The following is a 14196-nucleotide window of genomic DNA, read 5'->3' as shown; positions in this document are numbered from 1 at the left end:
TACCGCGCCCTTCGTCGGCGGTGGCGGTGGGATTTGAACCCACGGAGGGCGTAAACCCTCACACGCTTTCGAGGCGTGCTCCTTCGGCCGCTCGGACACGCCACCGCGGAGAACCTTACCGAACCAGGGGCCGCTTCACCGAATCCACCCCGCCGTCCGGACCATCGATCGCCGAAACCGGTTGTGCCGCAACCACAAGATCAGCGACGCGCCGCGAAGAAGGAAGTGAGCAGCGCGGCCGCCTCCGCCTCCCGCACCCCGCCGACCACCTCGACCCGGTGGTTCAGCCGGGAATCGCGCACGATGTCCCGGGTCGAACCGGTGGCTCCGGCCTTGGGGTCCCAGGTGCCCAGCACCACCCGGGCCACCCGGGCCAGGACGATCGCCCCGGCACACATCGCACAGGGCTCCAGCGTGACCACCAGGGTGCTGCCGTCCAGCCGGGAACTGCCCACGGCGGCGGCGGCCCGGCGCAGGGCCACCAGCTCGGCATGCCCGGTCGGGTCCTGCCTCGCCTCCCGCTCGTTGCGACCCCGGCCCAGAACGACCCCGGACTCGTCGAGCACCACTGCCCCCACGGGCACGTCACCGGTCTCCGGGGCCAGCGCCGCCTCTTCCAGAGCCAGCCCCATCCACCGCCCCAGGGGCGGCGTCCTGCTGTCTGTATCCATGTCGTATCCCGCCACTGCACCGACACCGTCCCTGGACACCGATAGGTTGCCCGCATGCGCCTGCACGTCGTCGACCATCCTCTCGTCGCCCACAAGATGACCACTCTCCGGAACCGGGAGACCGACTCGCCGACGTTCCGGCGCCTGGCCGACGAACTGGTCACCCTCCTGGCCTACGAGGCCACCCGCGGGGTCCGGGTGGTGGAGCACGACATCTCCACCCCGGTCGCCCCGGCCAAGGGCGTCAAGCTCACCCAGCCCAAGCCCCTGGTGGTCCCGATCCTGCGGGCCGGCCTGGGCATGCTCGAGGGCATGACCCGGCTGATCCCGACCGCCGAGGTGGGCTTCCTGGGCATGATCCGCAACGAGGAGACGCTGGAGGCGAGCACCTACGCCAACCGGCTCCCGGACGACCTGACCGGGCGTCAGGTCTACGTCCTGGACCCGATGCTGGCCACCGGCGGCACGCTCGCGGTGGCGATCCGCTACCTGATGGAGCGCGGCGCGGACGACGTGACCGCGATCTGCCTCCTTGGTGCACCGGAAGGCGTCGAGCACGTCCGGAAGGCCGTCGGTGAGGACGCCCCCGTGCAGATCGTGCTGGCCGGGATGGACCCGGGCCTGAACGACCAGGGCTACATCGTCCCTGGTCTTGGGGACGCGGGCGACCGCCTGTACGGCGTAGTGTGATCCCGCACTGGCTACTATCGACCTCGACCTGAGGTTGACACCGACGTCGTAGCCATGCGTGACAAGCTCAACACGGATAGAACATACTCGTAGCGCTACATTTGTCCTGAGTACACCACTCTGGGGAGGCCGCAGTGACGAGGACCCGACGAGCGCTCGTGGTCATCCTGGTTGTCTTCTTGATCTACGCGGTCGTCAACGACCCGCGTCAGTCCGGGAACTTCGTCGGTGACATCTGGGACTGGGTGAGAGACGCCGCTGACTCGATCGGAACGTTCTTCGACAGCGTGCTCTCCAGCTAGGGGCGGGCGCTTCCGACAACACGCCGGCTGACTCACGTCAGCCGGCGTCTTCTCGTTTGCGGGTCCGGCCGGGCTGTTGACCGGGCCAGGCTCGACCCGGTTCGGCCCGGTTCGCCGTGGACGCTCCGGAACCCGGCCTCAGCGCTTCTTCTTCTGCAGCTTCTCGCGGCGCTTCTGGGCCGTGGCGGCCACCGCGGCGGCGTCCAGTTCCTTCGCCCGCTCGGGGGTGGGCGCCGTGCCGCCGCGCTCCACCGGCAGCCACCAGCGGTCGGCATCGTCGGTCGGCTCCTGGGGGTAGCGGTCCTGCAGCTCGTGCAGCAGGGCGTCGACCCGGCGGTGCAGCTCGGCCGTGGTGGCCATCGGGTCAGCCCCGGGCTCCGGCCGGAACGCCTCGCCGGCCTTGAGCATGACCGCCTTGCCGCGGCCGAGGTCGGGCTTGCGGGCCTTGGTGTAGATCCGCTGCCCGCCCCAGATGGCCATCGGCACGATCGGCACGTCGGCCTCCGCCGCCATCCGGGCCGCGCCGCTCTTGAACTCCTTGAGGGTGTACGACCGGCTGATCGTGGCCTCGGGGAAGAGACCGACGATCTCCCCCTCCTTCAGCGCCCGCACCGCGTGGCTGAGCGCGGCGGCACCGGCCGAGCGGTCGACCGGGATGTGGTGCATGCCGCGCATCAGCTGGCCGGCGACCGGCTGCTCGAAGACCGACTCCTTGCACATGAACCGCACCAGACGCTTCTGCGGCCGGGCCACCAGGCCGCAGAAGGTGAAGTCGAGGTAGCTGACGTGATTGCTCGCCAGCACCGCCCCACCCTCGGCGGGGATGTGCTCGGAGCCCTCGACGGTGAACCGGATGCCGAGGGCACGGAACACCGATCGGGCCAGGACGATGACCGGGGGATAGACCAGCTCTGCCACAGACGAACTGTAAGCGCTCCGGCCGGCTCCCCCGGCCCGGCCCTCTTCATGCCCCCACGCGAACCTCCGCGCGGCCCCTCACCACGCACGGCAACCGGGCGGCTACCTGCAGGAACGCGTTCAACAGCGGACAAGCTGGGTATCAGTAGCCACATCGCCCGGCGCGCGGTGTGGCGGCCGCCGCTGACGTCTGGTTATGCGTAGCTTTAAGCTGACACGTGCGACATGGACAGGACGATCGACCGGGCAGCGCTAATCTGTCACACGGATCATTCGGCAAATCGTGACAGAACCCCTACCATCGATCTGACATGACGTGGCAAGGTCGTAACAGAACGTGCGGATCAGCGGAGCCTGAAGCAGCGTGACGGCGCCGAGGTAACGGAGGGGTTCACCGGTGCCCTGGAGGTACGAATGGCCGTCATGACGTCGGTAGCAGTTTTTCTCGCCAACACGACGAACGATGGACCCTCGCTCAACTCCAACGGAGTGGTCGAGTGGGGCGTCAAGAACATCATCCCGCTGGTGCTGCTGGTGATCGGGATAGGCATCATCGCCTCCGCCCGAAAAGGCAGGATCAGCGACAACGCGAACACCCTGACCAACGTGATGCTCGGTATGGGAGTCATCGCCGGTGCGGCCGTGCTGTACGGCTTCGCCGGGCAGCTGACGAACCTGGTGTTCGGGGACGGCTGAGGCATGCGGGTAACCCCCGATGACGAGGTCTACCGGGTCAACACGGTGTGGCTCGGGCCGAGCGGGCTGACCTTTCCCTGGACGGCCAGGTACATCGCGTACGCCGCCTGGCTGGTGACCTTCCTGCTCATCCTGCTCGTCGAGGCGGTCACCCCGCTCTCGGTGAACATCCCACCCGTCTGGGAGATCTGCCTCGCCACGCTCGCGACCTACGGGCTGATGGGGTTCATCGACCACGAGCGCCCGGCCAAGGCGGTCTGGCAGACCTTCGTCTCGGATCTCACCGCTCCCCGGGCCGGCCGCGCCCGCAAGTACCGGTTGCAGCCGAAGGTCCGGGTCCGCGACAAACGCACCCCCGCCCGGGCACGCAGGGCCAGCAGCTAGGGAGAGACGCGGCCACCTCATGGGGATCTTCAGCAGCGGCCAGTCCCGGGCCGCCAACATGGCACTGGCGTTGCGGACGATCGAGGGCAACCTGGCGTTCACCGACCAGGCGGCGTGGGCCTGGTTCGCGCTGCCCACGCAGCGCTGGGCGTTCCGGGCCGACGGCGACCGGCTCAACCTGATCATCGACACGGCGACCCGGATGGCGGCGCTGTCCGGCCGCCGCCTGCACGTGCGGGTGACGTCGCGGCCCTACCCGGCGGCGTCGTGGGCCCGCGGCCTGGACGCGCGCACCCCCGACCCGCTGCCCGGCGTCGAGGGCAACACCTGGGCCGACCACCTGGTCCGGGCCCAGCAGCACGTGCGCGCCTCGACCATGGCCGAGAAGGAGGTCTACCTCGGCGTCCAGGTCAGCGAGCGGTCCCAGGTGGCCAACTTCACCCAGCGCATGCTGCGCCGGCCCACCATGGGCGAGCTGCAGAAGGTGGACAAGGACGCGGCGCTGGTGGCCGAGGCGATCGCCGGGCCGGGCCTGGACGGCCGCCCGGTCACGCCGCGCGAGCTGGAGTGGCTGATGCGCCGCTCGCTCGGGCTCGGCCTGCCCGCCCCCGGCGCGCTCTCCCCGGTGCAGGACGGCCGGTGGGAGACGGAAGACCTGTACGAGCTCACCGAGGGCGTGGTGCACGAGGCCGAGCCGTTCGCGCCCACGGTCAAGATCACCCGCCGGGACCCCGGCGGAGCCGGTTCGGAACGGTACGTCAGCGTGCTGACCGTCGGCCGGGTGGACGAGATCGAGATCCCCGACCCGGCCCACGAGCCCTGGCTGGTGCACGCCGACCGACTGCCGTTCGCGGTCGAGTGGTCGATCCGGCTCGACGTGCTCGACGGCGACCAGGCCCTCGACGCGGTGCAGCGCAAGCTGCTGGTGGTGCGCGACATGCAGCGCCACTACCGCGACCACGACCTGGACGAGCCGCTGGCCCTGGAGCGCCAGGCCCGGCAGGCCCGGGCGATCGAGGACGAGATGAGCACCGGTGGCGACACCACCGCCTCCCGGGTGCACGGCTGGTTCCGGATCGCGGTCTCCGGGGCCACGCAGGAGGAGGCCCTGGAGCGGGCCCGCCAGGTGGTCGACACCTACCGCAAGCGCCAGGTCACGATCGCCCACCCGAAGGGTCAGCACGGCCTGCTGCGGGAATTCATCCCGGGCGAGCCGCTGTCGTCCACGGCCTACCGGCGCCGGCTGCCCACGCTCTACTTCGCCGCCGGGGTGCCCGCCGCCTCGTCGTCGCTCGGAGACCGCCGGGGCCCGTACATCGGTCACACCGCGGCCTCGAGCCGGCGCGCGGTCATGTTCGACACCCACTTCGCCACCGAGGTCCGCGAGACCTCGGGCCTGGTCCCGATCGTCGGTGCGCTGGGCTCGGGCAAGTCCGTCCTGGCCGGGCTGATCACCTACGAGGCGGTGCGGCGGGGCATCACCTCGGTGATGCTCGACCCCTCCGGCCCGCTGGCCCGGCTCACCGACCTGCCGGAACTGCGCGGCCGGGCCCGGCACATCGACCTCACGTCGGCGCCCTCGGGCACGCTGAACCCCTACGCGGTGGTGGTCCAGCCCCGGCCGGAGGACTACCCGACGCTGGACGCCCTGGAAGAGGCCCGGACACTGGCCGCCCAGGACCGCAAGCTGCTCGCCCTGGACGTGGCCACCATGCTGCTGCCGGCCGGCCTGGCCTCGGCCCCGCGCACCCGGCTGCTGCTGACCGAGGCGATCCGGGCCACCAAGGGGGCCCCGCAGACCAGCCTCTGGACGGTGGTCGAGCACCTGGAGTCGCGGCACGACGACCACGCCGCGGACATCGCCGCCTACCTGCGCGACATGGCCGAGATGCCGCTGGCCCGGCTGTTCTTCCCGATCGGGCCGAGCACCGAGCCGATCCACGACGACGCCCTGCTGACCGTGCTGACCATGCCCGGCCTGGTGCTGCCGCCCGGTTCGGTGCCGCGCGAGCACTGGTCCACCAGCGAGCAGATGGCGGTGCCGCTGCTGCACCTGGCCTCCTGGTACGCGACCCGCACGATCTACGGCCGGCCCCGCAACGAGCGCAAGCTGGTGGCCCTGGACGAGACCCACTTCCTGGGTGAGTGGGGCGCCGGCCGGGCGCTGTTCACCCGCCTCGGCCGAGACAGCCGGAAGTGGAACACCTGTGTCCTGGCCGCCTCCCAGAACCCGGCCGACGTGCTGGGCATGGAGGTCTCGAACTTCATCTCGGCCGCGTTCGTCGGCCGGATCGAGGACGACCAGGTGGCCGCGGACGCGCTGCGGATGCTGCGGGTGCCGCCGGGCGTGGGCTACGAGGGCGTGCTGGCCCGGCTCTCCCCCCGGTCGGTCACCGGAACCCGTTCCGGTCTGCGGGAGTTCGTGATGCGGGACGTGGACGGCAACGTCGACCGGATGCGGGTGGACCTGGACCACCTGCCGCACGTGCTGGCCGCGCTGGACACCACCGCGGCCCCGCTCGCGCCGCCCCGGCCGCCGGAGTCCCGGCCGATCCGCGAGCCGCGCACCGACCAGCTCGACCTGACCTCGGTCGAACTCGACCCCTCCGGTGCGCCGGTGGGTTCGGGGCGGCCGATCGCCAGTGGCGTCGGGGGTTCCTGGACGTCGCGGCGGGCCACCGGTACCGGTTCCGATCCACAGACTCCACCAGGAGGGTCACGACATGCGCTGCCAGTCGGTGCGGGCCGCCCGCGGCACGGTATGCGGGCCCGCGGTGGCCCTTCCACCGGCGAGCACGCCGCCCTGGGCACCGGGTCGCACCGCGTGATCGGCACCCCGCCGAACACCAACGGCAACGGCTGGCCGACGGGCCCGGGCGAGAGCTCTGCCGAGCGCACCCGCTCCACCGACGAGACCGGCGGGCAGCCGTGAGGCCGCGCCGGCGCGCCACGGTGACCGCGCTGGCCGCTCTCGCCCTCACGGTGCTGGGCACGTTCGCGGCCCCCGCCGCCCTGGCCTCGAGCGCTCCCAAGGCCGTACCCCTGGCCGACTGCGCCGACGCCCCGGTGCCGGAGGTACCGGGACGCGGGGTGGTGGGCTTCTTCGAGTCGCCCCCGAAGGTCCTGCCGCCGGACGCCGACCCGTTCGCGGAGAACGCCGACGTCTCGATCTACGAGGTCTACGGCTACGCGGGCGTCCGCTGGAACACCTACGACCTGGGCTGCGGCTCGGACATCGTGCGCAACCCGGACGCCTCGATCGGCACCGCGATCGGCAACTGGATGCTCGAGGTGCCGACCACGATGATCGCCGCCACCGGCGCGGTGCTGGACGCGGCCTTCACCCCGGACTTCCTCGGGGTCTTCGACCCGCTGATCACCAACGTGGTCGACACCCTGCAGCGCACCGTGTTCGAGCGCTGGGCGTTCGTGGTCGTGGCGGCCGTCGGCCTGCTGCTGATCTGGCGTTCCCGGCACGCGGCGCTGGCCTCCTCGGCCGGCGCCATCGGCTGGGCACTGCTGGTCATGGTGCTGGTGACGATGGTGCTGCGCTGGCCCCTGGTCGCCGGGCACGCCGCCGACCAGACCGTCGCGACCACGTTGTCGGCCGTCTCCAGCGGGCTCAACGGCCGCTCGGAGGACGGCAGCGCCGACGCCGGCACGGCGGCCACCTCGGGCATGCACCAGGCCCTGCTGTACGAGTCGTGGCTGGGCGGCACGTTCGGCAGCACCGACTCGGACGTGGCCAAGAAGTACGGCCCGGTGGTCTTCGACGCCACCGCGCTGACCTGGCGCGAGGCCGCGATCATGCAGTCCGACCCGGCCCAGGGCCGGAAGATCATCGAGGCCAAGCAGGACAAGTTCGAGGCCGCGGCGGGCGAGATCAAGGCCGCCGACCCGGACGCCTACGAGTACCTCACCGGCAAGCGCTCCGACAGCCGCGTGGGCTACGCCATGCTCGCCCTGCTGGCCACCCTGTGCACCGTGCCCTTCCTGTTCGTCGCCGGCCTGCTGGTGCTGGGCGCCCTGATCATCGTGCGCTTCGGCGTGATGCTCTTCCCCGCCTTCGCCACCCTCGGCCTGTTCCCCACCATGCGCACCCTGGTCACCGGCATCGGCAGCACCATGGCCGCGGCCCTGATCAACGCCATGGTGTTCGGTATCGGGGCGTCGGTGACCGTGCTCGGCATGGGGGTCCTGCTGTCCCCGACCAGCGGTACCCCGGGCTGGCTGAGCGTCATCCTGATGCTGTTGCTGACCATCGTCATGTGGGTCGCCCTGCGCCCGTTCCGGCGGCTCACCCAGATGGTCTCGAACCGGGACAACCACTTCTCCACCGCCGCCGACGGGGTCTCCACCAGTGCCAAGGGCGCGGCCCGCACCAGCGGCCGCATCCTGACCGGCGCCCTGAGCACCTTCCTGGGCGTCTCCACGGCCCAGCGGGCCAACCCGGCCGCGGCCATCGCCGAGGCGCAGGCCGCCGAGGGCCGGGCCCCGCAGCGGGTGGAGGGCATCGGCTACTACCCCACCCCGGTCACGGCCGAGGGTGCGGCAGAACCGGCCGCGCTCTCCAACACCGTCACGGTCAACGCCGGCCAGGTCACCGTGGTCCGCGGGCAGCAGCCGGCCGAGGCCGCAGCACCGGCCGAGGGCGAGATCTACGCCCCGGTGGCCGGCAACAGCCGGGTAGAGGCGGCCACCGTCAGCGGCAGCGGGGCGGGGGCCGGGCGGGCGAGCGGCCGGGCCGCGGCCCGCGACGCCCTGTCCGGCTTCGGCGGCGGAGCCGGCGAGCGGGAGAACACCAGCCGCGACGAACTGGCCGGCCGGGTCGAGAACACCCGCCCGGACACGCTCAACCGCGAGTTCACCACCGACCCGCCGGTGCCGGTGGGCAGCGAGGGGTGGCGCCCGCAGGACGACGGGGCGCCGGTGATCCGCCCGGGCGACAAGGGTTTCCAGCGTTCCGAGAGCGTGCCGCCGGACACCCTCGAGAGCGAGCTGGACGAGGTGTTCCGGCCGCACCGCTCGGCCGCGGACGCCGACGACCACGCCCGGCAGAGGTAGGAAAAGCACCGCAGATGAAGCACACGATCCGGCTGGCGTCCCGTGTCGGCTGACTTGCGCACCTGGCTGTTCGCCAGCCCGCGGCGTCTCGTGGTGGTCGCGCTGACCGTGATCATCCTGGTCTTCGTGGGCGGCAGCGCCCTGTTCGGCAACGACCGGCCGACCGGGGGCGGGGCCGATCCCGGCTCGGTCACGGTGGGCTCGACCAACGCGGCCGTGCCCGACGCCGGTGAGTACGTGGCCGCGGCCGTCGAGTTCGTGCGGCTCTGGGCCCAGCCCGAGGCGGGCGAGAGCCAGGAGCAGTGGCTGGCCCGGCTCACCCCGCTGGCCACCCAGGACTACGCCCGGGCCCTGACCACCACCGACACGTCCACCCTGCCGGGAGTGCAGCCGGACGGCGATCCGGTGGTCCGGTTCCTGGCCCAGGAGTCGGCGATGATCGCCGTACCGCTCGCCGGAGGTACCTCGGTGCTGGTCACGGTGGTGAACGGCGAAGGGACGGTCGAGCCGAAGGTGTCCGACGTACAGCCCAACACCGGGGACTGAAGCCATGGAACGACGCATTCCGCTGCGCCTGGTCATCGTCCTGATGGTCGTCCTGAGCCTGTTCGGGGCCGGCCTGGTGCTGGTCCCGGCGATGATGATGATGGGCATCGCCGGGGTCTCGGAAGAGACCACCGACGGCACCTCGAGCGTCAGCTGCGCCCGGATCGCCCAGACCGGCAACACCGACGTGGTGCTGGACGACGCCCAGCTGGCCAACGCGCAGACGGTGATCGAGACCGGGGTCGAGCTGGACATTCCCAGCCGCGGTCTGGTGGTGGCGGTGGCCACCGCCATGCAGGAGTCGACGCTGCGCAACCTGGAGTACGGCGACCGGGACAGCCTCGGCCTGTTCCAGCAGCGCGCCGCCTGGGGCTCGGCGTCGGAGCGGACCGATCCCGAGACCGCCTCCCGGATGTTCTACGCCGGTGGCCAGGCCGGCCAGCCCGGCCTGACGGACATCAGCGACTGGCAGTCGATGGCCATCACCGACGCGGCCCAGGCGGTGCAGCGTTCCGCCTTCCCCTACGCCTACGCCCGCTGGGAGTCGATGGCCGCCTCGCTGGTCGAGTCGGTGGTCGGGGACGACGCCCTGGGCTGCGACCGGAACATCGTCGGGGCCAGCCTGCCCGACGGCACCATCGGCGACTTCCTCCAGGTGGCCCTGGAGCAGCAGGGCGACCCGTACGTCTGGGGTGCGGTCGGCCCGGACGCCTTCGACTGCTCCGGCCTGATCGTGTACTCGTACCAGAAGGTCGGGCACCCGCTGAAGATCCGTACCGCGGCGCAGATGATGGACAACTCCACGATGATCGAACCCGGTCAGGAGAAGCCCGGCGACCTGCTGTTCGGCGCCCTCGGCCAGCGCGGCTCGGCCGGGCACGTGATGATCGTGGTGGAACCGGGCCTGGCCGTGCAGGCGCCCGAGACCGGGCGCAACGTCCAGCTCTCCGAGTACACCGCCGACAATGTGCGCTGGAAGCTCGGGCGGCTGAACGACTCGGCCTTCGCCGACTCCGCCGACCCCGCCGCCTGATTCAGTCCGGCGGGCTCAGCGGCCGCAGCCGCTGGTCGGCGATCCGCATCAGTTCCACCGTGATCACCGTGTCGTCCATGATCGCCACCGCGCCGCCCATCGCCGCGTCGTTGCCCTCACCCCGGGCGGCCTGGGCCGACGCCTGGCTCAGCGAACGCTCCACGGCGGGCCAGTCCACCGCGGCCCACTGCGCCCACGAGTCGGGCTCGCCCGGCAGCCGCACCGTCAGGCGCCCTCGGAAGGTGCGCCCGTTGGCCACCTCCATGGTCACGAACCAGACGTCGATCCGCTCCATCGCCTCGCCGTAGGAGTGCCCCTCGGGCCCGTACACCTCCAGCGCCCGGGCCAGGTTCTTCAGCGTCTCCCGCAGCACCCCCGGCCGGTCCGGGGTCCGCAGGAAGACCTGCAGCAGCAGCCGTTCCCGCAGGGCTGCGGAGCCGTCCAGGGTGCGGGCGCTGAGCCGCCGGTCCACCGCCACGATCAGCCGGTCGGAAGGCCGCATCCAGCGCTGCAGTCCCTCGCGCAGCGAGGGGTCACTGGTCGAGCGGTCCCGCCCGACCAGGAAGAGCACCGTCTGGCCATAGACACCCTCGACCGTGAGCCCGGCCAGCTCGAAGTTCGGCGCCTGAGCGCTCAGCCCGTGGAGCACATCCCGCAGCAGCCCGACCCGGGAGTGCGCGGTCAGCACCAGGGTGCGCCAGTTGCGTTCCGGGTCACTGGCCGCCTCGTCGTCCGGCACGACGTCGAAGTCTTTGTCGCTCAACGGCTTCGACGCCGACAGCGCGGGCAGGGGACGACTGTCGGCGTTGATCTGCACGAGGATCGACAGCCGGCCCGCGCCGAAGGCCATCCCGTCCATGCGGTGCACCCGGTGCAGGAACGACCCCAGCCCACGCAGCGAGTCACCGCGCCGGTAGGTCACTCCCACGCTCAGCTGCATCCAGCGCAGCGCCTCGCCGGAGCGCCCGGGGGGCGGCGCCGTCGGTAGCTGAACGCTGCTGACCTGGAAGTTGTAGCGGGCGGCGGCGGAGACCACGGCCATCACCGGATGCCGGCCCAGGGTGACCGCGACCGGGGTCACCGGCACACCGATCAGGATCTGCAGCTGCCACTCCGGCGGTTCCTGCGGCGCCACCCGGTCCGGGTCGAGCGGCACCGGGGCCACCACGTCGTCCTTGTCCTCCTCGGCCGAACGCCAGTCCTCCACCGGCTGGTCGCGGAACACCAGGTACGTCATCGCCCGCCCGGCCGTGGCCGACTGCACCGCGCCGAGCAGATTCACCCGCTCCGAAGAGACGACCTGTTCGATCCCACGGGGGTTGAGGAGCCGCGCCACCGACCGCCGGGCCGTCCGGGTCAGCCCGGTGACCGGGCTGCCACCCGCCTGCGAGCGCTCCAGCAGGCTCAGCAGCTGCCCCTCACCGGCCGGGCGGGTCACCACGTAGGCGAAGGCGTCCCGGCCGAGCAGCAGGGCCTCGGTGATCAGCGCCCGGCTGCGCCGCCCGCGCAGCATGTCCACCCGGGCGTAGTCCGGCTGGTAGGCGCTCATCACCCGCATCCGGGCCGAGCGCGAGCGCCGCCCCGGCCGGGACCGGCGCAGCTCGGTGGGGCGGAATCGGAGCATCAGCAGGGCCTGTACGGTGAACGCGGTCAGCGCGGCCTCGAAGGCGTAACCGACCGGCATCAGCGCCAGCGCCATGGCCAGCAGCACGGTGGGCAGCACGGAGCCGAACATCAGCCAGTAGGTGGCCCGGGTGAGCAGACCGCGCAGGGTGAAGGCCTGCCCCAGCTCGACCCGGCCGGCCAGCACCGCCGCGAACAGGGTGAGGATGGTGGCCAGCACCTGGATCGCGTCGCCGGCGCCGCTCTGGTGCGGAGGCCACTTCAGCAGCATCAGGCAGAGGACGCCCAGCACCGCGAGGTTCAGCCCACCGGTGTACCGGGCCACGTCGGAGACCTCGGACAGGGCCAGGTCGGCCTCGATCCGGGCGCGGATCGGCCGGGCCCGGATCGCGATGTCGTCGACCGCGGAGGCGCGCAGCATCACCAGGTTCACGCTGGCCGTGTTCACGTCCACCCGGCGGCGCATCCAGCGCGGAAACCACGAGCCGGAGTCCCAGGCCCGCCAGACCGCGGCCATCCCGTCGCCCAGGACGCCGGCGGCCCGGACCCGGTCCAGGTGCACCCGCAGCTCCCGCAGCTTCTCGTCCAGCTGCCGGGTGAGGTGTTCACGCGAGGGCCGGCGCGGCGTGCGGGTCAGCAGCTGCCGTAGGCCCCGGGGCTCACCATCGTCGGCCAGTTCGTCGTGGGTCGCCTCGACCAGGTAGTAGCGCAGGCTGTCGAGGGCGGAATCCAGCTTGTGCAGCGCCATCTCGGCGATCTGCACGTCCACCCAGGAGGCCGGCCGGTCGGGCGGCAGGTGGCGGGGGAACAGTCTGCGCATCAGCGCCTCGAGCCGCTCGAACGGCCCGGGCAGCTCGACGTCGATCCGCCCCTGCACCCGGTCGCCGCGGCAGACCACCCCCTCGGGCAGCACCAGCCGGATCTGCCGGTCGGCGTGCGCGGTCGGGGCCAGCAGGTCGATGCTCAGCAGGGCGCGCGGCTGGAACCAGGCCCGCCCGCGCCGCACCAGCCGGCGCGAGGGCACGTGCACCGTGTAGGACATCGGCCGGCCCTGGTCGCGCACGGCGATCACCACCAGGGTGGTGCCGATCAGCGCGTCCAGGATCTCCCCGACGTGCGAACCGAGTACCGGGCGCAACCGGCCGCCGTCCTCCAGCCAGGAGTCGATCGTGATCGGCCCGGTGATCGGCCCGGTCCCCGGCGCGTCGGTCGCGCCCGGCCCGGTGAGGACCTTCATCACCTCGGTGTCGAGGCCCGGTTTCGGTCGCACCCGCATCGGCACGGTCGCCTCGGCATCGACCGTCCCGGTGGCAGCCGTCCCCGACTGATCAGGAATTGAGGACGCTTCACGCGCCTGAGTGCCGGCGGTCTCGTCGGCAGCCGTCCCCGGCTGCTCTCGGCCGAAAGGGGTTGCCCCGGGCGCCAGAAAACCGCCGTCGGAGGAGAACGGAACCGAAACCGGCTGCCGGACCGGCTCGTCAGCACCCGAAAGAGCGAGTTCGACGTCGGCGGCGAGGATTTCGTCGAGCAGAGTGCGGGCGTCGCGGATCCCGTCCGGCACGGTACCGCCGGCCGGCAGCTGCCCGGCCTCGGTCATCGGCGAGGCGCCCGGCAGCATCCGGCGAATCGCCGCTGACAGCAACAGCTTCTGCGCCCGCTGCACGGCCGCGCCGGGCTCCGGGCCGACCTGCTGCGGCCGCCGGGTCATCACGTTCAGGATCATCTCGGCGAGCGCCGCGGCCAGCCGCTGCCGCACCTCGGCCTGGGTCAGCCGGTGGATCCGGGTGCCGTCACCGTCGCTGACCTCCAGGCTGGCGATCGGATCGGCCTCGTCGTCGGCCCAGCGGTCGATCGGCACCTGGTTGCGGGCCGCGAACTCCTTGAACAGCCCGGCCTCCCGGGTCCGGGAGGTGTCGCGGGCCTTCATCGGCGGCAGGGCCAGCAGCGGCAGCCAGGTCAGCCCGGCGTCCAGTTCGAAGGCCTCGTGGTCGGCGTAGGACAGGTCCACGTCGACCACCACGTCGGTGTCCACCGCCTCGGCCAGGTGCAGCCGCAGCACCTCGGTGGTCCGGCGGCACCAGGAGTTGTTGGCCACCAGGTACAGCAGTTCCCGGCCGAGCCGGGAGTCCCGCTCGAACCGGGCGTCCTCGCTGCGGTACTCCTCGAGCGTCACCTGGCCCAGGGCGGCCCGCAGGCGCTCGGTGCGCCCGACGACCGCCCGCTGCTGCTCCTCGGTGCTGGTGGCGATGGTGGTGTCCGGCATTCAGCA

The 14196-nt window shown here is 71.9% G+C and carries 11 protein-coding genes and 1 tRNA gene; 8 read left to right on the top strand and 4 right to left on the bottom strand.

Annotated features, from left to right (window positions below; genetic code table 11):
• Positions 1–18: 18 nt before the first annotated feature.
• Positions 19–105, bottom strand: a tRNA-Ser gene (locus QSK18_RS05630).
• 95 nt (positions 106–200) lie between these two features.
• Positions 201–671: a nucleoside deaminase gene (locus tag QSK18_RS05625; RefSeq protein ID WP_285616933.1), complete on the bottom strand. Its 471-nt coding sequence runs from the start codon at positions 669–671 to the stop codon at positions 201–203.
• A gap of 54 nt (positions 672–725) precedes the next feature.
• On the opposite strand from QSK18_RS05625, the gene upp reads away from it, so the two are divergent.
• Together upp and QSK18_RS05615 are read left to right on the top strand one after the other, a co-directional pair.
• A complete protein-coding gene (gene upp, locus QSK18_RS05620) occupies positions 726–1361 on the top strand; it encodes a uracil phosphoribosyltransferase (RefSeq protein WP_232815203.1) in 636 nt (211 codons plus the stop codon).
• A gap of 134 nt (positions 1362–1495) precedes the next feature.
• On the top strand, positions 1496–1663 hold the full coding sequence (locus QSK18_RS05615) for a hypothetical protein (RefSeq protein ID WP_232815202.1): 168 nt from the start codon (positions 1496–1498) through the stop codon (positions 1661–1663).
• A gap of 138 nt (positions 1664–1801) precedes the next feature.
• Here QSK18_RS05615 and QSK18_RS05610 read toward each other — a convergent pair whose 3' ends face one another.
• Positions 1802–2581, bottom strand: coding sequence for a lysophospholipid acyltransferase family protein (locus QSK18_RS05610; protein ID WP_285616930.1), 780 nt, complete (start codon positions 2579–2581; stop codon positions 1802–1804).
• A gap of 423 nt (positions 2582–3004) precedes the next feature.
• Here QSK18_RS05610 and QSK18_RS05605 point away from each other — a divergent pair, with 423 nt between their 5' ends.
• Genes QSK18_RS05605 through QSK18_RS05580 form a run of 6 tightly spaced genes read left to right on the top strand, consistent with a single transcriptional unit; the run spans position 3005 to position 10304 of the window.
• Positions 3005–3277, top strand: a complete 273-nt coding sequence (locus tag QSK18_RS05605) for a hypothetical protein (RefSeq protein ID WP_285616926.1) — start codon at positions 3005–3007, stop codon at positions 3275–3277.
• Between the two features lie 3 nt (positions 3278–3280).
• The gene (locus QSK18_RS05600) at positions 3281–3661 is read left to right on the top strand and encodes a hypothetical protein (protein ID WP_232815199.1); all 381 of its coding nucleotides are present in this window, start codon (positions 3281–3283) and stop codon (positions 3659–3661) included.
• Positions 3662–3680: 19 nt separating this feature from the next.
• Positions 3681–6593, top strand: a complete 2913-nt coding sequence (locus QSK18_RS05595; RefSeq protein WP_232815198.1) for an ATP-binding protein — start codon at positions 3681–3683, stop codon at positions 6591–6593.
• Entirely contained in the window at positions 6590–8725 is a 2136-nt protein-coding gene (locus tag QSK18_RS05590) for a hypothetical protein (protein ID WP_232815197.1), read from the top strand. The genes QSK18_RS05595 and QSK18_RS05590 overlap by 4 nt, the downstream gene beginning before the upstream one ends.
• Positions 8726–8767: 42 nt before the next feature.
• Positions 8768–9271: a hypothetical protein gene (locus QSK18_RS05585; RefSeq protein WP_232815196.1), complete on the top strand. Its 504-nt coding sequence runs from the start codon at positions 8768–8770 to the stop codon at positions 9269–9271.
• A gap of 4 nt (positions 9272–9275) precedes the next feature.
• Positions 9276–10304 (top strand): C40 family peptidase, encoded by a 1029-nt coding sequence (locus QSK18_RS05580; RefSeq protein ID WP_232815195.1) that lies wholly within the window; start codon positions 9276–9278, stop codon positions 10302–10304.
• 1 nt (position 10305) lies between these two features.
• Here the strand turns inward: QSK18_RS05580 and QSK18_RS05575 are convergent, their stop codons facing one another.
• On the bottom strand, positions 10306–14190 hold the full coding sequence (locus QSK18_RS05575; protein WP_232815194.1) for a hypothetical protein: 3885 nt from the start codon (positions 14188–14190) through the stop codon (positions 10306–10308).
• Between the last annotated feature and the right edge of the window lie 6 nt (positions 14191–14196).

It is taken from the genome of Kineosporia sp. NBRC 101677, from assembly GCF_030269265.1.
Taxonomy (GTDB): Bacteria; Actinomycetota; Actinomycetes; order Actinomycetales; family Kineosporiaceae; genus Kineosporia; species Kineosporia rhizophila.
This window is presented reverse-complemented; position numbering and strand designations above follow the sequence as displayed.